The organism is Arenibacter hampyeongensis, from assembly GCF_002909255.1.
GTDB classification, from domain to species: domain Bacteria; phylum Bacteroidota; class Bacteroidia; order Flavobacteriales; family Flavobacteriaceae; genus Arenibacter; species Arenibacter hampyeongensis.
Genome location: NZ_PIOB01000003.1, coordinates 1 through 20,441 on the forward strand (window position 1 = coordinate 1; position 20,441 = coordinate 20,441).

Here is a 20,441-nt window from a genome sequence, read left to right on the forward strand (position 1 = left end):
GGGTGTTGGTAGCCGTCCAAAGAGCATTTCACCCAAGTGAAAGCGGTCTGGACGGTGCGGCCGTGGAAAGTGCGTAGATTTAAAGAAATTTAAAATCCGCCTAGCGTTTTTTGGTTCGTTTTTTGGGCGATGCAAAAAATGAACAGAACACAAACTCTGGGCAAGTCTATCCTATCTTTTTCTAATTCACACACAACTTTTAGGATTGATCCATTACTACTTCAGATTGGCATTGATGACTTCCAACGCCTCTGTGGCATTGGAAAGCTCCGCATGCTTTTTTGCGTTGAAGCCATTGTCGCACTTGATTTTTAAATCCGCACCATTTGCGATAAGGAGCTCCAATATTTCAACCTTATTGTAACGGGCGGCAAAAATTGCAGGTGTTTTTCCCAAGGATTTTTGATTAACATCCTCGCCTAATTCAATTAATCGCTTAACGGTTTCCAAGTCCCCTTTGACTATTGCCTTGCAAAAGGAACTCAAATCTCCAGGTTTACCCATTAATACCGATTCACTTAGGGTGTAAATGTTGTTACTACTACTCTCGGCGCTAACGCCTGCAACCATAAACAATAATGCCATGGTAACTGTTAAAATTGCTTTTCTCATGATGAATAAGATTAATTAGTGATTATTGATTACTATAACAGACCTTAAAACCTTAAATTTGTTTCATTTTTTTCCGTTAAATAACAAAATTTTAACAAAAAAGCCTTCACTTGGCTTTTCACATAAACCCCCTCTACGGGATACTAAAATTTTTAAAAAAGGTGACTTAAATCTTAGCAATCCATATACAATAGTTTTATTTTTGACGTCTACAACAAACATATTATGAACAAGAAAGTTATTTTAATGATTTTGGATGGATGGGGCAAGTCCCCGGACCCCAAGGTCTCCGCCATAGAAAACGCCAACACCCCTTTTATAGATTCACTTTATTCCAAATACGCCAATTCCAATCTCTTGACAGATGGAATGAATGTAGGCCTGCCCGAAGGACAAATGGGCAATAGTGAAGTTGGGCACATGAACCTAGGTGCCGGACGTATAGTATACCAAGATCTGGCCAAAATTAACCTTGCCATTGACCAAGACACTTTAAAAGATGAACAGGTATTGAAAGATGCCCTCTTGTTTGCCAAAACCAATGACAAACCTGTCCATTTTTTGGGGTTGCTAAGTGATGGTGGCGTACATAGCCATACATCCCACTTAAGAGGCCTTATAGATGCCAGTGAAAGTTACGGATTAAAAAAAACCTATATCCATGCCTTTACTGACGGTAGGGACGTAGACCCTAAAAGCGGAATAGGTTATGTAAGTGCATTGAATGAATACTGCGCTGACAAGAATGCCAAACTGGCCAGTGTTATTGGCCGCTATTATGCCATGGATAGGGATAAAAGATGGGAAAGGGTAAAACTGGCCTATGACCTATTGGTGAACGGCGAAGGCCAAAAGACATCGAATATTGAAGAATCTATTTTGGCCAGTTATGAATCCGGCATTACGGATGAGTTTTTAAAGCCCTTATTGGTCTCGGATGACCAGGGATCTCCTTTGTCCGTCATAAAAAATGGTGATGTCGTTATCTTTTTCAATTTCAGGACAGACCGTGGAAGAGAGCTGACCCAAGTTCTAAGTCAAGAAGACATGCATGAGCTTAATATGCATAAACTGGACCTTTATTACGTAACCATGACCAACTACGATGATTCCTATAAAGGAGTGAAAGTTGTTTATGACAAGGATAATATAAGTGAAACCTTAGGGGAAACTTTGGCCAAGGCACATAAAAAACAAATTCGTATCGCCGAGACGGAAAAATATCCACATGTAACCTTCTTCTTTAATGGTGGCAGGGAAATTCCGTTTGAAGGTGAAGAGCGAATTTTATGTCCGTCTCCCAAAGTGGCTACCTATGATTTAAAGCCAGAGATGAGCGCTTATGAGATTAGGGATGCTATAATTCCGGAACTAAAAAAGGGAGAGGTCGATTTTGTGTGTCTTAATTTTGCCAACCCGGATATGGTGGGCCATACAGGAGATATGCAAGCCGCCATAAAGGCTTGTGAAACAGTAGATAGTTGTGCGGAGTCCGTTATTACGGCAGCCTTGGCAAATGGATATACCACTTTGGTAATTGCAGATCATGGAAATTGCGAAACCATGATCAATCCGGATGGAAGTCCCAACACGGCCCATACTACGAATCCAGTGCCATTGATTTTGGTGGATAACGAATTGAAAAGTATAAAGGATGGTGTTTTGGGTGATATTGCTCCGACCATTCTAAAACTTATGGGTGTTCCGCAGCCAGCATTAATGACAAGAAAGCCATTGGTATAATTATTATGTGCGTTGCCGGACATTGGCAAATATCCTGCGACGTGCGGTTTTAAAAGTATTGTTTTACATTTGCATTCTATGATAAAGATCAAAACTTTGGAAGAGATAGAATTAATGCGCGAAAGTGCATTGATTGTTAGCAAGACCTTGGGAATGTTGGCCAGTGAGGTAAAACCTGGTGTTAGCACCTTGCAGTTGGACACCATGGCAGAAGCATTTATCAGGGATCACGGAGGGGTTCCAGGTTTTTTGGGATTGTATGATTTTCCAAATTCCCTGTGCATGAGTCCCAATGCCCAAGTTGTACATGGAATTCCCAATAACAGCCCATTGGTTGAAGGTGATATTATTTCTATTGACTGCGGTGTTCTTAAGAATGGATTTTATGGTGATCACGCATACACCTTTGAGGTTGGCGAGGTTACCCCTGAAACCAAAAAATTATTGGACATCACCAAGGAGTCACTATATGTTGGAATTCGGGAATTTAAAGTTGGGAATCGCGTTGGCGATGTCGGCTATGCCATTCAACAATTTACCGAAAGTCATGGCTATGGTGTTGTACGCGAATTGGTAGGTCACGGATTGGGCAGGGAAATGCATGAAGATCCAGAAATGCCCAATTACGGAAAGCGTGGTAGAGGAAAGAAATTTGTAGAGGGCATGGTTGTCGCCATAGAACCCATGATAAATTTAGGAACCAGAAGAATAAAACAATTAAAGGACGGCTGGACCATCCTAACAGCGGATAATAAACCTAGTGCCCATTTTGAACATGACGTGGCCATTATAGATGGCAAGCCTGAAATACTTTCTACCTTTGCCTATATTTATGAGGCATTGGGGATAGAAAGTGACGAGGAGGCGGAATTTCGCCAAAAAGCACTGGTTCTATAACACAAAGTAAGAAGTTCTACTGTAGCTCTCGTATTTATAGTACTTATTTCCAACTCCTTCTTTCAAGGCCAACACCAATTGCTATGGTTTACACCTTTAAAGTAGAATAAGATTACCTGATAACTCTCTTCAGTGTATCATTAAGATAATACTGGATTACTCTGGATAACAATTTGAAGAAATTATTTAAATATATACTAAATACGATTCCTAGACCCATCCTCATAAAACTAAGCTATTTGGTGCGTCCCCTTATGGCATACTTCATGCGTGGCAATCGCTATACAGATCCCATAGACGGAAAAAAATTCAAAAGTTTTCTCCCCTATGGTTACGAACACCCTAGGGAAAATGTATTGTCCCCCTCTACCCTATCCCTGGAAAGACACCGACTTTTATGGCTTTACTTAAAAAATGAGACCAATTTTTTTACGGACAAACTTAAGGTGTTACATTTTGCTCCTGAACAAGCTTTTTATAGGACATTCAGAAACCTAAAAAACATTACATATACCACTACCGATCTCCATTCTCCCCTAGCGGATGTTAAGGCGGATATTTGCAACCTGCCATTCACCGACAATTCCTTTGATGTTATTTTTTGCAATCATGTGTTGGAGCATATTCCCAATGACACCAAGGCAATGGAAGAATTGTACAGGATTTTGAAACCTGGTGGATGGGGTATTTTTCAAATTCCGCAAGACCTCAACAGAGCCGACACTTATGAGGACAATAGTATTTCCGATAAAAAAGAAAGGGCAAAAATATTTGGACAATACGACCATGTCCGAATCTACGGTAGGGATTATTTTAATAAGCTTAGGTCTTTTGGCTTTAAGGTGGAAGAGGTAGATTACACTAAAAAGCTTTCCATTACCGAAGTGGATAATTATCGCTTGGCAATGGGAGAGATAATTCCTGTGGTCCACAAATAATTACTCTATCACATTATTCTTAAATCCGTCCGTCATATATTCCAATACATTCCCTTCTGGATCCAAGTAAATTATATAGCCATGTAGATCTTTATGTTGGGCCAAAATGGTTTTTGTTTTCTCCAGGTCCATGGCCATAAAAGATGTAGCAAAAGCATCTGCTGTAGCACAATCCTTTGCCATAACAGTGGCCGCTAGAATATTCGAATTCTTGGTATAACCCGTTTTGGGATCAATAGTATGGACGTATTTGGCACCTGTCTCCGGATCAATTTTAAACTTTCTATAATTTCCTGAAGATGCCATAGCCACATCCTTCATATACACCGTTCTTTTGGATGACCTGCTTTCCTCCATCATGGGATCATCAATGGCTACCACCCATTTCTTTGCCTTGATCTTATTTTCTCCTTTTGCAACCAACTCCCCTCCAACTTCAATTAAATAATCGGTAATCCCCTTCTCCTGCAACATTACTGCCAAACGATCTACAGCGTATCCTTTGGCAATGGCATTAAAATCAAAGTACATACCTGGGCTGGCCATTTTAATTTTGTTTTCGGAGCTTATACTAACTTTATCGAAGCCTACATAATCCAAAAGACTATCTACCCTTGCACTGTCCATTTCCATTTCGGCTCCTGGACCAAACCCCCACGCATTCACCAACCCCCCCACGGTAGGATCAAAATAGCCATCCGTGGCAGCATAAACTATTCCCGAAAGCTCAAAAACTTCCCTAAACATCCGATCCACAATTATAGTAGAGTCCCCACTGTTTATTCTTGAGATATCTGATGTAGGAATATAGGTGGACAAAGACGCATTTAAGACTTGAAAAACGGAATCTATTTCCCGCTCAAAATCCAATTCTTCCTTTGCCAAATAAATTATATTATAGGAAGTTCCTAGGGCAGCCCCTGAATTTACATTCTTGACCCATTTATCACCATCGGTCCTACATCCAGTGCAAAGCAAAACCAGAGTTCCTATAAAAAGGCAACTATATTTTAACAAGTCCTTCATAGTCCAATATATAATCTTCATTGAGATAAACCGGCAAATTTCTATCTACCGCATTGTAAAGTCCCACTCCTGCGTAATAGGTCTCCCCGTTTTGGGTCAGGGCATGTTCCTTAATTTTTTCCATTAGTGGAATGTCATAGACTCTTGGGTTCTGCGGATGCAGCACACATCTAACAACTATAAAAAATAATGCTTTGTCCTTTAGACATACAAATTGCGGGTTCTTTTTAGGTTTACTGTTCACCCCCATAAACTCGAACCCTTCGGCTTCCAGTTGTTTTCCAACTATATTCATGGCCAAATTGTGCAATTCCTGTTCCGTTAACGGCCTACCCATTTTCTAAAATTCAAAATTAAAAACAGATGCCCAAATTGAATCAAAGCACCTTTTAAAAAAATAGTCCCAAAAAAAGACCTGTCAGATTTAAGAAACCTGACAGGTCTGAAATTAGACCTATAAGGTCCTGGAGATTTTGAAGCCTATAAATTAACCTCCAAAATCATCAAATCTAATATGCTCATCAGGGATACCAAAATCTTCTCCCATTTTTTGAACAGCCTTGTTCATCAACGGTGGTCCACAGAAGTATAGTTCTATATCTTCCGGTGAATCATGATGGTTCAAATAATTTTCTATCACACAATTATGTATAAATCCAACAAAACCGTCTCCAGGAGCATCTATATTCTCTTTCACTTTCCAATTGTCCTCAGGTAAAGGTTCAGAAAGCGCCAAGTAGAACTTAAAGTTTGGAAATTCCTTTTCAAGCCTATAAAAATGGTCCAAATAAAACAATTCCCGCTTAGACCTACCACCATACCAATAAGTAACCTTTCTGTTGGTCTTTAAAGTATTGAACAGATGATATAAATGTGAGCGCATAGGAGCCATTCCTGCTCCACCCCCAACATATAACATCTCTGAATCCGATTCATTGATAAAGAACTCACCGTAAGGTCCTGAGATCGTTACAGGGTCACCTTTTTTCAAATTGAAGATATAAGACGATGCAATACCTGGATTAACATCCATCCAACCGTTCTTAGCTCTATCCCATGGTGGAGTAGCAATACGTACGTTCAACATAATTTCTCTTCCTTCAGCAGGATAAGAGGCCATAGAATAGGCTCTTTCAACCGTTTCAGGGTTCTTCATCACCAAAGGCCATAAGTTGAACTTATCCCATTCCGCCTGGAACTTATCCGGAGTTTCGTGTTCCTCGGGATGTGCAGTGATATCCATTTCAGAGAATTTCACCTGACACGGAGGAATCTCAATTTGTATATATCCACCTGCCTTATAACCCATGTCTTCAGGAATCTCAACTACAAATTCCTTAATAAAAGAAGCCACATTAAAATTACGCACAACGGTTCCTTGCCATTTTTTAATCCCAAAAACTTCTTCAGGAATAGTAATTTCCATATCCTGCTTTACTTTCACTTGGCAGGCCAAACGAGCTCCATGATTTAATTCTTTCTTGGAGAAATGTGGTGTTTCCGTTGGAAGGGCTTCCCCTCCACCAGAAAGAACATGACATTCACACTGTATGCAGGTACCACCACCACCACAGGCGGAAGGAAGAAATATTTTCTGGTTACCCAAAGTGGACAACAAAGATCCACCGGAACCTACTTCAATCTTCTTTTCACCATTAATGGTTATGGTTACCGGTCCTGATGGAGAAAGTTTTTCCTTGGTAAACAGTAATAGTGCCACCAATAATAACAATAGTATTAAAAAAGCAACTACCGTTATCAGTATTGTTCCAATTGTACTTGTAGCTAAAATCATTTTTACTCGTTTATTATAGCGTTGTTATAAGAAACCGTATTTTCCTTGGTTTCCTTTATTATCTTGTCTTCCTCAACTTTCTGTGCAGTATTCTGCTCCACTTCTTTAGGAGCTTCGTCACCACCCGTCAACATACCACCAAAACTCATAAAACCTATAGCCATTAGGCCAGTTATTATAAAGGTTATACCTAATCCTCTAAGTGGTGGTGGAACATTGGAATATCTAATTTTCTCACGTATTGCGGCGATGGCCAAAATAGCTAAGAACCAACCGATTCCGGAACTAAGTCCATAATTAAAGGCCAATCCCAAAGTTTGGATATCCCTGGACTGCATAAACAATGACCCTCCCAATATGGCACAGTTAACCGCAATTAGTGGTAAAAATATACCCAGTGAATTATAGAGTGCCGGAGAAAATTTTTCCACTACGATCTCTACCAATTGCACCATAGTAGCTATGGTTGCAATAAAGAGTATAAAAGATAAAAAGCTTAGGTTGTAATCTGCATATTCCGGACCCAGCCAAGCTAGGGCGCCGTCTCTTAAGATATACTGATCCAATAGCCAGTTTAAAGGTACCGTTACCGCCAGGACAAATATCACAGCTGCCCCAAGACCCACTGCAGTAGTCACTTTTTTAGAAACGGCAAGGTAAGAACACATTCCTAAGAACGTGGCAAATACCATATTGTCTATAAATATGGATTTAAAAAATAATTCTACATGCTCTAACATAACATTCTATTCTTATGATGACTACTAGTTTTCTTCAATTAATGCTTTGTTGCGTGAACGCTGTACCCAGATAATGAGTCCGACTACTATCAACGCCATTGGGGACAACAACATAAATCCGTTGTTCTCATAACCTATTGAATACAATCCTGTTTTTTCAATGGGATCACCCAACACTTTAAATCCGAGCAAAGTTCCTGAACCCAAAAGCTCTCTAAAGAAACCGATTACCACCAATATTAAACCGTATCCGGCAGCATTGCCAATACCATCCAAGAAGGACCTCCAAGGGCCATTCGCCAAAGCAAAAGCCTCAAAACGCCCCATGATGATACAATTGGTAATAATTAACCCAACAAAAACAGAAAGTGTTTTACTAAGTTCATAGGCAAAGGCCTTTAACACTTGATCTACCATAATTACAAGAGCCGCAACAACGACCAATTGTACAATAATTCTAATTTTTGAAGGGATAATGTTCCTCATTAATGAGATAACAACATTTCCCATACCCAAAACGAACATTACGGAAACGGCCATTACAATTGATGCCTTAAGTTCCGCAGTAATTGCCAGGGCAGAACAAATTCCCAACACCTGAATGGTTATGGGGTTATTATCGGCTAAAGGGTCTAATATTAGACTCGTATCTTTTTTTGAAAGTAGTGCCATAGTTTAATTTTTAGCTCTTATTGATTCCAAATAGGATTTATATAGGTTTACACTTTCTTTGATCATTGCGGACAAACCATTGCCAGTAATAGTTGCTCCTGCCAATGCATCAACTTCATTGTCATCTTTTATTTCGTTGGTAGGATCGTTATTTCCCTTGGCCACTGCAATACCGGCATATTCTGTCCCTTTTAAAATGGATTCTCCCGCAAAATCATCCATAAAGTAACGCTGCTTAATATTTGCCCCCAAACCAGGAGTTTCACCCTTATGGTCAAAATACACACCTTTCACCACCAAATTATCATCCAAGGCAACAAAGCCCCATATAGCATCCCAAAGACCTTTACCTCTCATTGGAATGATATAATACTTTGCCCCATCCTTTTCTCCAATGAACAGCGGCAACTTTCTTGTTTTCCCAGCCTTGGCCTCTGTTTCCTGTTTCTTAAGATCAATAAGGTATGCCTGATCATTCTTGGTTATCTGATCTCCTTCAATTACCAATTGCTCGATAATGTATTTTTGAAACTCTCCAGCTACCTTATCGGTAGAAACAAAATTAACACTTCCTTCATCCTCATTTTCATTAACGCCCATGGCGTAAAGAATGTTTTGCTGTTTTTCAAGCCTTTCGTTTTCCTTGATCTTTTCACTAAGTGACGATGCAAAAAATGCCAAGAGGGACCCCACAATAACCACCATAATGGCGGCGAAGATAACCGTGTAACTATTTTTATCTGTATTAACTGCCATGATTATACTGTTTCTGCTTTTAATTCCTGTGTTTTTCCTTCGCTGTCCTTAGGCAAAATAGTTGCGTTCTTAGCACGCTTCATTCTTCTTTTGATATTTCCTCTAATAACATAATGATCAATTGTTGGTGCAAATACGTTCATCAACAAAATAGCCAAGAAAACTCCTTCTGGGTAAGCGGGGTTGAACACCCTTATCAATACCGATATAAATCCTATAAAAAATCCATAGAACCATTTACCTCGATTGGTCTGGGCACCGGTAACCGGATCGGTTGCCATATACACAATACCAAAGGCCAAACCTCCTACAATCAAATGCTGCCAAAAGGCAAAACTCATTAGTCCGTAGAATTTACTTGTTTCCGTTATCCAACCGGCATCAACTACACCGTTAAAGATAAGTCCCATTACCAAAGCTCCTGCAACCGCACTCACCATGATTCTCCAACTGGCAATTTTACTGAAGATTAAGAAAAGTCCCCCTAACAATATCAGTATAGTAGAAGTTTCCCCAACAGATCCCGGAATAAATCCAAAAAACATATCGGAAATGGAATAACTCATTTCAGCACCTTTCCCTTGGGCCAAATAACCCAATACGGTTTCTCCGGAAATAGCATCCGGTCCACCAGCCAAGTCAACCGCTTGGTGCACCCAAACTTTATCACCACTCATCCATGTAGGATAGGCAAAGAATAGAAAGGCTCTAATTGTAAGCGCAGGATTCAATATATTCATTCCTGTACCACCAAATACTTCCTTACCAATAACAACCCCAAAGACAACGGCCACAGCCAACATCCACAAAGGTGTGTCAATTGGTACGATCAAAGGCACCAACATCCCGGTAACCAAATATCCTTCCTCAACCTCATGGCCCTTTATTACAGCAAATAAAAATTCCACTGCAAGTCCCACTGCGTAAGAAACAATCACCAAAGGCAAGACTGTCCAAGCACCCATGATAAAGTTCTCCCAAGTTAGGAAGTTTCCAAATATCGAAGCCTGTCTTATAATACCATTGGCCGCATCTACAGCAGCATAGTGCTGATATCCGGCATTGAATATTCCGAATAACAACACAGGCACCAAAGCCATAATAACGGTGTTCATGGTCCGTTTTAAATCATCCACAACGCGGACATGGGAACCAGAATGTGTAGTTTCATTGGGAGCATACAAAAAAGTATGGATAGCATTGAATGCCGGTGCCATCTTCTTGCCCTTATACCGCTCCTTTAGGTTATGTAAATTACTTTTTAAGCTCATCTTTTATCCTATTTCTTTATATAATAAATCCAACCCTTCCCTGATAATCTGTTGATGGGGTTGTTTAGAGATGCAAATAAATTCTGTAAGTGAAAAGTCTTCCGGAGCCACCTCGTAAAGACCAAGTTGTTCCATTTCATCCAAGTCCTTCACCATACAAGCTTTTAGAAGCTGTAAGGGATAGATGTCCATGGGAAAAACCTCCTCATATAATCCAGTAACCACAAATGCCCTGTGCTCACCATTGGTATTGGTGTCCAAGTCATATTTCTTTTTAGGCTGCAACCATGAAAAGGTCAATGCCCTAGTAGTGGAAACTTTATTGAAAACCGGCTTGTTCCATCCAAAAAATTCATAATCATCACCTTCCGGGATAACACTTACCGTATTGTTATAATGACCTAAATATCCGTCAGGTTTTGTTTTGGAACCTGTAAGGACATCCCCATTGATCACCCTAAAATTTTCTGTATTAACACCGCTGGCATAAAGAAATGTAGCCACTTCCGACCCAATTTTTGTAGTATAATATTTTGGAGCCTTTACGCTAGAGCCAACTAAGGCCACTACCCTTTCAGGGTTATACCTTCCGGTGATCAAAAGCTCTCCAATAATCACTAAATCCTGTGGTGTAATGGTCCAAATCACCTCACCTTTATTAATAGGGTCTATCTTATTGATCTGGGTTCCTACCAGACCAGCTGGGTGGGGACCACTTACGTTATGTATTTCAGCATCTTCCATTTTGGAAAAAATGGACTGGCCACCTTTACCAATTGAAACATGTACCTTTCCCGGACTTAATTTCCCCAATGCAGTAATTGCCGCCTGTAGTTCCTTTTCTTTGCCCTTTAGGGCATAATCCAAGTCTGCAGCCATAGGACTGGTAACATAGGCGGAGATAAATATCGCTTTGGGAGTTACAGCCGGGCTTGCTATTATATCATAAGGCCTTTGCTTAATAAAAGGCCAACACCCAGATTTTAAAAGCAATGCTTTAACTTCTTCGGCTTTGACACTTTTAGGGGACAAAGGTGTATGTGAAACAAACTCTTGGCTTTTGTCCGCCAAAATTTTCAAGGTTAAAATTTTTCTTCTGGCACCTCTTACCACCTCTATCAATTCCCCACTTACCGGGGAAACAAAAAGCATGTCTTCCACATTTTTATTATAAAAAAGTGGTTCTCCCGCCTTAACTTCGGCGCCTTGCTTTACTAATAATTTAGGGGTAATTCCGTGAAAATCCTGAAGATTAATCGCATAAACATTACTTAAAACAGCCTTGGAAGTAGTCTTTTCCGCCTCGCCAATAAGATTAATGTTCAAGCCTTTTTTAATTCGGATGTCTTTAGACATATTTAGTAGACCTTAGGTTATCAAAATTTCGAGCAAATTTACTACTTAATAAAAAGTTTTCATAATTATTACTTAATTATTACCTATAAATTTAGAGATTAAACCATGTGAGTCCATTTAGGCTTGCTTTTTGCTTACCTTTACTAGAAAATATTACCAAATGAGATTGAATTTTTTTGCACTTTTAATACTCCTTTCTGCCCATTTAGCATATGCCCAGGTGCAATTGGAAATTAACCCTCCAACCAATATAAAATCTATCATATTTAAAGGTTCCACCGATGACCAATTTCCTGTGGTAAATTTGGGTGATCCCATTTATCTGGAATTTGATGATCTTTTGGCCAATGAACAGGATTACTATTATAAAATAGTACACTGTGATTACGATTGGACACCATCCTCACTTTTAAAATCGCAATTTCTAAACGGAATGGACAATGAGCGAATAGTGGATTATGAAAATAGTTACTCTACGTTGCAGCCATACTCCAATTACAAACTTATCATACCCAATGATAATACCCGATTAAAAGTTAGCGGTAATTACGTGTTGGAAATTTACAACAACTATAATGAGCTTCAATTTTCCCGTAGATTTTTAGTATACGAGGATTTGGTAAATGTGGGAGGCGTCGTAAAACGCTCAAGGGATTTTACCTATCTCAATGAAAAACAGGTAGTGCAATTTACCATCAACACCAATCAGGTAAAATTGGTAAACCCCAACAAGGAGGTAAAAGTTGCCATTATACAAAACTATCAATGGCCCACGGCCATTACCAATATAAGCCCCCAATTTAATATGGGTACGGAATTGGTATATAAATACGACAAGGAAACCAGTTTTTTTGGGGGAAATGAGTACTTTAATTTTGACACAAAAGACCTAAGGGCCCCCAGCTCTTCCATCTCCCGTATAGAACTGGCAGAACTTTACAACCATTATCTATTTACCGATTACTTTAGGTATGACCGTCCTTACACTTATTACCCCGACGTAAATGGGGATTTTGTAATTCGAACACTGCAGGGAGAAGACAGTTCTAGGGAAGCCGAATACAGTTATGTACACTTTACCCTGCCCTATACCGATAAAATTGGCTTGAACGATGTATTTGTTTTCGGAAAATATAACAATTACGCCTTGGACGAGGAAAACAAGATGACCTATAACGAGGATACCGGCAATATGGAAGCGGTTATTAAAATGAAGCAAGGATTTTACAATTACAAATATGTAATGAAAAATGATAAAGGGGTTATTGACATGAACACTATCTCTGGAGATTTTCATTTTACCGAAAATAGCTACCTGATCTTGGTATATTATCGAAATTTTGGTGATATGTACGACAGCATTATTGGAGTGGGCTCTGCAAATTCCCGTTCCATCACCAATTAACCTTTGACTTTAACCAGATTTATTAAATTTATCATTTTTTTCTTGGCCTTGAGGCCTCTACGGACATGGCTGCCAGGAAAAACATGTCGGCAACAAATGAATTCTACAGAAAAGACGTTCAAAAGAATATATTAACATTTGCTTAAACGTGTAAACAAAAAGACTTGTTATATTGCAACAAAATAATAATGGGAATTACAACTTAATCCCTAACCCATAATTAAAAATGTACAGCAGCCCTAACAGAACTTGGAACAAAGCTCTTTTTATCCTTCTCCTTTTCTTAAGTCTAACTTCCCAAGCCCAGGAAACAAAACTCGATAGTCTTTTAAATGATTACCATAACCACCCCGAACTTGTCCTTGTGGCGGCCCACCGGGCAACCAATCCCAATTATCCTGAAAATTCCTTGGCCGCCATTGCGGAAAGCATTCGCATAGGTGTAGATATCGTGGAAATAGATATTAGAAAAAGTAAGGACGGCGCACTTGTAATTATGCACGACAAAACTATTGACAGAACCACCAACGGCAATGGAAAAGTAGATGATTTTAGCCTTGAAGAGCTAAAGGAATACCGTCTTAACTTTGGAAGCGAAATTACGAAAGAGCAAATTCCAACCTTTGAAGAAGTACTGCAGCTAACGAAGGGAAAAATACTTCTGGATGTAGATTTCAAATTAGAAGATGAGGCTTCCGTTAAAGAAACCTTTGCCCTGATCGAAGAATACGGAATGGAGGATCAGATATTATTTTTCCTTTATGATTATCCCGAAACCACTCAATATCAAAAATTGAATAAAAAAATAAAAATAATGCCTAGGGCCTATTCCCGAAAGGACATTAGGGCCATTAAGGAATTGGACGATATTTCCATTATTCATATTGATGAAAGTTTTTACAAAAAAGGAACCATGCGCAGGACCATAAAATCTGGATATAGGGTATGGATAAATGCCTTGGGCAAGTATGATGAAATGGAGCGACAAAAGAAAGATTCAGGTTTTGATGCATTATTGACCCGAAAATATGTCAATGTAATTCAAACCGATTTACCGGAAGAGCTTCTGGTCTATTTAAGAAAAAGAAAATTACATCACTAAAAAAAAATCTTGAAACCCGCTATCCCCGAGCAATTCCAACGGGGAATTTTTAGATTAATGTCCTCATTGAATAAAAAATCAACCTTATTAATTAACCCAATGATGAACGAAACAAACTTGGCACTTTCCTAATATCCAATGGATATAAAATCAAATGCAAGGGAAAAAGTGAATTATTTTTCAAAGTTCAGTTTCCCTTCCTAGGCTTTTGACAATATTACTTTGCAGCCCTTGTCATCGTAAATTCTCCTTCAACACCCGGTCCGCCCGAATAATTAATTAATATTTCATCAGCCTTCACCAATTTTCCCTTATGGGTATGGCGTACCTCATTAATATCAAAACTATATTCAAAACTATCCCCTGTCACCTTACCGTCAGAAAAAGGTAATTCGCCATATTCCGAGTTGATTACTCCGGAAATAATTTCATCCTGAACCTTATACGTAATTGTAAAACTCAATAATCCATTTTGCGTTTCTATTGATCCATTCCAAGCTCCATCCACTTTGGACTTAATTACTTCCACAAGATCCGTCGCATCCACATTTTCAGGACACGAATTAAAGGCATAAGTCATGGATAGACCCATGAACAGCATGGAAAACATCACTAATTTTTTCATAATCGCTAATTTTATTTACATTAATACCCTAAATTGAACTCTTTCCTTCAAATTTTTGAAGAGGTCCAAACGAGTTAGTAATGTACCTAAAAAATATAAAATAGATTAATATTGGATCAAATACTTTCCTGTATTGTAGTCGATATCCGATTTTATTACAAGCTTCCTGGAAATGGAATCATACAACCAGGAACCCATATATTTTAACTCAACCCCATCCAGACTTACTTTTTTAGGTTTTGTTTCGGAATGGATTCTTAAGATATGCGCGATTTTCGTACCAACCAATGAAAGTCTCATATTACCGTCTACAAGTTTATAAGAAATTTTGGTTTCCCCAACGCCATCCGTATGGTAAAAGTCAAAAATATTTTCACCCTTGGGATAAATTAAAATGGTATTAAAACCCTCCGAATCCAAGTCCCCCAAACCAGTATAGGAACGCTTAACATCCATGGGTATTATGGCACCCTCCTTTATATAAACCGGAAATTCATCCATTGGAAATTCCCGTTCAATATTAGCCCCTCCCTCGAGGAGTTGATTATCATCAAAAAAGTACCTCCATTGCCCCTTTGGCAAAGTAATGCCTCTCTTTTCTGAATCCATATAAATTGGAGCAACCAAAAAATCTTCACCGAACATATAGTGGTATTTTCCATCCTTCAAAGGTGTCTGCAATCTTTTGCCCCCATTATGGGCTGTTACAACATAGTGGTACATATAGGGAACCAGTTCCGTATGCAACCAAGAGAACTTTCGTATCACCTGCAGCTCCTCTTCCGTTCTCTTCCAAAGCCGCCTTTCGCCGTGTCCACCATTCATGAACAGACCACAAAAGGTAGAGAACTGAGTCCAACGCATATAAAGTCTTGGCGGTATTGTTTTCCCCGAAAACCCAGCCACATCGGACCCAACGATATTATACCCCAGCTCAGCACTTTTTAGGATATTCTCTATGGCCGACTCAAAACCTTGAATTCCTTCCAAAGCTATATCCACTTTATCGTCTTCGCTTGCCAATATCATCTCATCTGTAACCCATTTGTGCTCCTGGTCACCTACCCAATTTACAGGAGAGGCATCTATAGGCGAAAAGCCTTCAGGGTGGAACCCTCGGTCTATGGATCTGGAAAGTGTAACAAATTCCGGATTTTGCGTAAGTCCATGCCGGTACTCATCCCTATAATAATGATCCATATAGGTTCTGGTGGTCATTAATCCTTTGGATGTCCTCTTGTAAAATATAGGAATTGGCCCCAATTGGCTCCAGAATAGTGTTGCCGTGCCATCCAACTTCCAGCCATCAATACCCAGATCAAAAACATTCTGTTGCAGACCCCGCCACCATTTCATTGCATTTGCATTGGTATAATCTATAAAACCCCCTTCGCCCTTCCACCATTTATTGGGACTCTTGGAATTGACCAGGTAGGCCTTATCAGCAGCTTCCCCATACCAATCCTTGGAATCCTTTATCCGGGTGTCCTTGCTATAGTTATTTACCATAGAGGTCATCCACAGGACCACCCTATAATTATTGTCCTGAAGTTTCTTAAACCATTGGACGGGTTTTTTATAAAGTATAGTATCAATTGCAAAATCGTTATAGCGTAAAGACCAAGGACTATCCAAAATAATGGTTCTCACCGGAATATCGTTCTCCTTATACCCCATTAATAACTCATCTACATACTCAGAAGTATTAACATCGTCTTCCCAAAGCCAACATTCCAAAGCCCATGCAGGAGTCAATGGCGGATTTCCATGTCGCTGCCCGTTGAATGGCATGCCCCACACGGGTAAAACCCAATAAAAATAGGAGACCAGACTTAAAATCAGCAATACCAAAACACCAATCTTTAAGGCTTTCCTTTTCAAGTTTTAATTTTTAATTTTCTGAAGAATCTAAAATAAATGGTCAAAAGCGAATAGATCATAAAGATGGCCCCAATGGTCAAGAGCAAGGAACTGTATTCCGCGAACACTTTACTATAGCCTTTTACAGCATTGCCCCGCACCATATAATACAAGCCCAAGGCAACCAAAAACATAGCACTGACCAAACCTGTCAATGCCATTCTTTTATGCATCGGAATAAAATGCTCCCTCCTGTAATTCCAAAGCAATTGGAATAAAACCAACCAAATGGTCCAGGATAGAACCTGATAGAGGTTCAGCGTCCTAAAATAATTGCCCAAGGTAATAAAGGGTTGGAACAGCAGATTTTCATTACTATAAAAAGATCGATCCTGGTACATAAGTACCTTTACCCTGGTTTGATCCCTATTTCTGATGATTTCCAGGATGGATTTTTCCTTTTTATTGGGATCCATTTGATGCCAATTCGGAATTTGAAACGCATTCCAAATACCACAGGCCCTCCCGTAACCATGAAAATCCAGGCCACCGATCATAAGCAATTGGTTATCTTCACAGAACTTTTTTAGGTCTTTAAATTTGGTTCGATCATAATATAATTCCTTTCCCACATTTTCAATTTCAAAGCCATCAGCCCCAAGGTCCTTATAAAACTCTTTGTCATTTCCTTTACCATCAAACCAATGATTAATTATTACGGCACCGCCATGTTTATGCACCAAATTCACTATTAGGGAATCCGATTTTTCCTTGGTATCAAACTTCCCGTTCAATCCCAATAAACTCATATGATTGGATCCCGAATGTTCTTGGCCCACCATTATCAACGGTTCCAAAGGAAATTGGCCATTCCTTTGCTTTGATGAGAAGTCCAAGGATTTTTTATGATTGGCATGATCGGTTATAAAAAAGGCGTCAAATCCATTTCTTTTATGCCATTCCCACATTTTGTCCTGTGATATTAATCCGTCATGACTAAACTCGGTATGGGCATGGGTGGTGACCAAAATCTCATCCGAAGTATTGTTCACTATTGTATTATTGGGTAACGGAAGGAAAAGGATAACTACAAAAACAGAAAAACAAACACCAATAATTAAGGGCAAGTTTCCCAAAAATCTTAGTGCTATTTGCCGCCTAAGGACACCGGCAGAAACTCTAAAAACTTTAATTAGACTTAGGCTTATGTAAAAAACCATTATCCATAATAAAGTTATGGGTAATTCCTGCAGGGGATAAATGGAACGATTAAAATAAAGTAACAATCCCAATACAGGTTCAAAAAGAATTCTCCAGGTGTGGATTTTAACACCATAATTCGGAAGCGATTCCAAAGTAAGGGCATCGATAACCTGTAAATCCAAATGAAAAAAAAGCGCTAGGACAGCAATAATGATCAACGGAATTGCAACAAAAGACTTTTTCAACATTTTATTATTATCAATTGCCAAAAGGCTTCAATATAGCCCACTTTTCCTTAACGGAAACAAAAACATATCCCAAAAGGTAGGGCTCCCTCCTAAGTATTAATTTCAATGAATAGAATCGTATTCATTTTTATATTTAAATTGAGCAATATATTCTTTAATTTGACTTCGCTCAGTTTCGGTGAATCTCTGAAGTGGTTCTGCGTTATGATCCTGACAAATTTCCATGGCCAACAAAGCCGACTTGGTTCCCTTAATATGTCTAGAGGAATATTCCCCAACCTCATAAATTGTGGTATGAATCTTTAGCACTTGTTCTCGTAATGATCTTATCTTTTCCAAATCCCTGTCTACTGCCGCATTGTACAAATCAACGAACAATTTTGGAAAAAAATTAGCTCCACCAGCTACAGCACCATGTCCGCCATTCATAATTGTTTCCGGCAAAAACAATTCCGTTCCTGCTATTACTGAAAAAAGTGGATCAGCTTTAAACTCTTCGATCAACATATACAAATATGAAAGATCCCCAGAACTATCCTTTATACCAATTGCCCCCAGCTCTTTTGCCCTTTTTACAACTTCAATGGACAAATGTAGCTTTGTACAGCTTGGCATGTTATATAACATAAATGGCAAAGGCAGTTTAGGCAACAGACTTTCAAGATAATCTCCCATCTCCTCCTGAGAAATTGGAAAATAGTATGGCGGAGCAACAACCAAGGCATCTGCCCCTACTTTTTTTGAGTGGTTTGCGATTTCCATTGTACCGTCGAAAGAAGTATCTGTAATCCCCACCAATACCGGGACTTTTTTGTTTACAATTTTACAGGTTTCCGTTATCAGTTGTTTCCTAACCTCATAACTTAAACTAGGGCCCTCCCCAGTAGTCCCCAAAATAAAAATACCATGAACGCCACCACTTATTAAATGATTTACCAAATTTCTCAACCCTAGTAAATCCAATTCCTTATTCTCCATTAATGGGGTAATCATCGGAGGTATTATTCCTTTTACAGGTAATTTCATGATTTTATATTTAATGGATTAAATATTGATTATACCTTACATCCGACTGATAAATTATTGCAATAAGTGCATTCATAGTGGTTGGTTTTTTTTAGGTTGTTCACGAATCTATTAGTACGTTATAAATACCATAATTTAACAACTTGACCTACAGATACTAATTTCATGAGACATGAATTGTTGTTATAACAAATTAAATTCAATTTAATATCCCTCGCCACTACAATATTGTTTTAATTGCATTAAATTTTAACCTTAAATCTGAATAATTTAATTATATTAGTCCAATATTGTCAATATACCAACTTATGGAATTTATCTTCGAAAAAATATTTGTACCAAACAAACATTCCTTTATATCAAGAAAATTACCTTTGGCATCAAATGCGAAAATACATTCCCACAAGAATTTTGAACTAAACTTTATTACATCTGGATCGGGCAGGAGAATTGTCGGAGACAACATCTCCGGATTTGAAAAAGGTGACCTGGTTCTATTAGGTCCTAATCTACCCCACTGTTGGGAAGCCTTGGATTTTGAAATAGACAATGATCCGTTTTGTATTGTTACACACTTTTCCGAGGACATCATAAACTCCGATTTTTTTAGGATGCCCGAGTTGGAGCAGGTGGTAGATTTGTTAAAGCAGTCAAGCACCGGACTTCGTTTTAAACTCGAAAATGATAGCCATATTAGGAATAGTCTAGAGAAAATGACCCAATTACAAGGATTGGAATACTATATTGAGATGCTTAAAATATTTAATTTTCTGCTGCAAATAGATGAAAGGGAAAATCTATCCAATCCTCATAATAGCTCGGCCGTTTTCTCCAAGAATCTGGATAAAATAAATAAGGTGTACGAATATGTCTTTCAAAATATTCAGGAAGGGGTTAAATTGGAGGAGGCAGCTTCTGTGTTGAATATGGCCCCCAGTTCGTTTTGCAGGTATTTTAAAAAGAAGACCAATCTTACCTTTATGGAATATGTTAAAAGTGTAAGGGTGGGTATTGCGGCCAAACTTCTGGCGGAGACCGATAAGCAGATAACACAGATTTGCTTTGAAAGCGGCTATAATAATCTTGCCAATTTCAATCACTACTTTAAGCATATTATGGGCAAAACCCCTTCGGATTATAGAAAAACATTTAGGTAATAAAGCAAA

At 38.8% G+C, this 20,441-nt stretch carries 19 protein-coding genes; 6 read left to right on the plus strand and 13 right to left on the minus strand.

The window, feature by feature from the left end:
• Window positions 1-216: 216 nt before the first annotated feature.
• On the minus strand, window positions 217-612 hold the full coding sequence (locus tag CWD91_RS08340; RefSeq protein ID WP_103440540.1) for an ankyrin repeat domain-containing protein: 396 nt from the start codon (window positions 610-612) through the stop codon (window positions 217-219).
• A gap of 225 nt (window positions 613-837) precedes the next feature.
• Here CWD91_RS08340 and gpmI point away from each other — a divergent pair, with 225 nt between their 5' ends.
• The 3 genes from gpmI to CWD91_RS08355 all read left to right on the plus strand — a co-directional run bounded on the left by gpmI (window position 838) and on the right by CWD91_RS08355 (window position 4,190).
• The gene (gene gpmI / locus CWD91_RS08345; protein ID WP_103440541.1) at window positions 838-2,355 is read left to right on the plus strand and encodes a 2,3-bisphosphoglycerate-independent phosphoglycerate mutase; all 1,518 of its coding nucleotides are present in this window, start codon (window positions 838-840) and stop codon (window positions 2,353-2,355) included.
• A gap of 78 nt (window positions 2,356-2,433) precedes the next feature.
• Entirely contained in the window at window positions 2,434-3,252 is an 819-nt protein-coding gene (gene map, locus CWD91_RS08350; RefSeq protein WP_103440542.1) for a type I methionyl aminopeptidase, read from the plus strand.
• Window positions 3,253-3,425: 173 nt separating this feature from the next.
• Window positions 3,426-4,190: a class I SAM-dependent methyltransferase gene (locus CWD91_RS08355; protein WP_103440543.1), complete on the plus strand. Its 765-nt coding sequence runs from the start codon at window positions 3,426-3,428 to the stop codon at window positions 4,188-4,190.
• Here the strand turns inward: CWD91_RS08355 and CWD91_RS08360 are convergent, their stop codons facing one another.
• From CWD91_RS08360 to CWD91_RS08395, 8 genes are all read right to left on the minus strand, one after another.
• Window positions 4,191-5,216, minus strand: a complete 1,026-nt coding sequence (locus CWD91_RS08360) for an FAD:protein FMN transferase (RefSeq protein WP_103440544.1) — start codon at window positions 5,214-5,216, stop codon at window positions 4,191-4,193. It lies immediately after the preceding gene.
• Window positions 5,194-5,553 (minus strand): Na(+)-translocating NADH-quinone reductase subunit F, encoded by a 360-nt coding sequence (locus tag CWD91_RS08365; RefSeq protein WP_103440545.1) that lies wholly within the window; start codon window positions 5,551-5,553, stop codon window positions 5,194-5,196. Before CWD91_RS08365 ends, CWD91_RS08360 begins: the two co-directional genes overlap by 23 nt.
• Before the next feature lie 150 nt (window positions 5,554-5,703).
• Window positions 5,704-7,011 carry an NADH:ubiquinone reductase (Na(+)-transporting) subunit F gene (nqrF, locus tag CWD91_RS08370; protein ID WP_103440546.1) on the minus strand — a complete coding sequence of 436 codons (1,308 nt, stop codon included), beginning with the start codon at window positions 7,009-7,011 and terminating at the stop codon, window positions 5,704-5,706.
• Between the two features lie 2 nt (window positions 7,012-7,013).
• The gene (nqrE, locus tag CWD91_RS08375; protein WP_103440547.1) at window positions 7,014-7,751 is read right to left on the minus strand and encodes an NADH:ubiquinone reductase (Na(+)-transporting) subunit E; all 738 of its coding nucleotides are present in this window, start codon (window positions 7,749-7,751) and stop codon (window positions 7,014-7,016) included.
• 24 nt (window positions 7,752-7,775) lie between these two features.
• Window positions 7,776-8,423, minus strand: a complete 648-nt coding sequence (locus CWD91_RS08380; RefSeq protein ID WP_103440548.1) for an NADH:ubiquinone reductase (Na(+)-transporting) subunit D — start codon at window positions 8,421-8,423, stop codon at window positions 7,776-7,778.
• Window positions 8,424-8,426: 3 nt separating this feature from the next.
• Window positions 8,427-9,179: a Na(+)-translocating NADH-quinone reductase subunit C gene (locus CWD91_RS08385; RefSeq protein ID WP_103440549.1), complete on the minus strand. Its 753-nt coding sequence runs from the start codon at window positions 9,177-9,179 to the stop codon at window positions 8,427-8,429.
• Between the two features lie 2 nt (window positions 9,180-9,181).
• Window positions 9,182-10,450 carry an NADH:ubiquinone reductase (Na(+)-transporting) subunit B gene (locus CWD91_RS08390; RefSeq protein ID WP_103440550.1) on the minus strand — a complete coding sequence of 423 codons (1,269 nt, stop codon included), beginning with the start codon at window positions 10,448-10,450 and terminating at the stop codon, window positions 9,182-9,184.
• A gap of 3 nt (window positions 10,451-10,453) precedes the next feature.
• On the minus strand, window positions 10,454-11,806 hold the full coding sequence (locus CWD91_RS08395) for a Na(+)-translocating NADH-quinone reductase subunit A (RefSeq protein ID WP_103440551.1): 1,353 nt from the start codon (window positions 11,804-11,806) through the stop codon (window positions 10,454-10,456).
• Between the two features lie 160 nt (window positions 11,807-11,966).
• On the opposite strand from CWD91_RS08395, the gene CWD91_RS08400 reads away from it, so the two are divergent.
• Together CWD91_RS08400 and CWD91_RS08405 are read left to right on the plus strand one after the other, a co-directional pair.
• Complete coding sequence (locus tag CWD91_RS08400) at window positions 11,967-13,211, plus strand: type IX secretion system plug protein (protein WP_103440552.1); 1,245 nt, start codon at window positions 11,967-11,969, stop codon at window positions 13,209-13,211.
• Window positions 13,212-13,437: 226 nt separating this feature from the next.
• Window positions 13,438-14,313, plus strand: a complete 876-nt coding sequence (locus CWD91_RS08405) for a glycerophosphodiester phosphodiesterase family protein (RefSeq protein ID WP_103440553.1) — start codon at window positions 13,438-13,440, stop codon at window positions 14,311-14,313.
• Between the two features lie 217 nt (window positions 14,314-14,530).
• On the opposite strand, the gene CWD91_RS08410 is transcribed toward CWD91_RS08405, so the two are convergent.
• The 4 genes from CWD91_RS08410 to CWD91_RS08425 all read right to left on the minus strand — a co-directional run bounded on the left by CWD91_RS08410 (window position 14,531) and on the right by CWD91_RS08425 (window position 19,275).
• Window positions 14,531-14,938 carry a hypothetical protein gene (locus CWD91_RS08410; protein ID WP_103440554.1) on the minus strand — a complete coding sequence of 136 codons (408 nt, stop codon included), beginning with the start codon at window positions 14,936-14,938 and terminating at the stop codon, window positions 14,531-14,533.
• 105 nt (window positions 14,939-15,043) lie between these two features.
• Window positions 15,044-16,819 carry a TIM-barrel domain-containing protein gene (locus tag CWD91_RS08415; protein WP_205164616.1) on the minus strand — a complete coding sequence of 592 codons (1,776 nt, stop codon included), beginning with the start codon at window positions 16,817-16,819 and terminating at the stop codon, window positions 15,044-15,046.
• On the minus strand, window positions 16,816-18,249 hold the full coding sequence (locus CWD91_RS08420; RefSeq protein WP_103440555.1) for a PHP domain-containing protein: 1,434 nt from the start codon (window positions 18,247-18,249) through the stop codon (window positions 16,816-16,818). Before CWD91_RS08420 ends, CWD91_RS08415 begins: the two co-directional genes overlap by 4 nt.
• A gap of 102 nt (window positions 18,250-18,351) precedes the next feature.
• On the minus strand, window positions 18,352-19,275 hold the full coding sequence (locus tag CWD91_RS08425; protein ID WP_103440556.1) for a dihydrodipicolinate synthase family protein: 924 nt from the start codon (window positions 19,273-19,275) through the stop codon (window positions 18,352-18,354).
• A gap of 308 nt (window positions 19,276-19,583) precedes the next feature.
• Between CWD91_RS08425 and CWD91_RS08430 the strand changes: the two genes are divergently transcribed.
• Window positions 19,584-20,432, plus strand: a complete 849-nt coding sequence (locus CWD91_RS08430) for an AraC family transcriptional regulator (RefSeq protein ID WP_103440557.1) — start codon at window positions 19,584-19,586, stop codon at window positions 20,430-20,432.
• Window positions 20,433-20,441 lie beyond the last annotated feature (9 nt).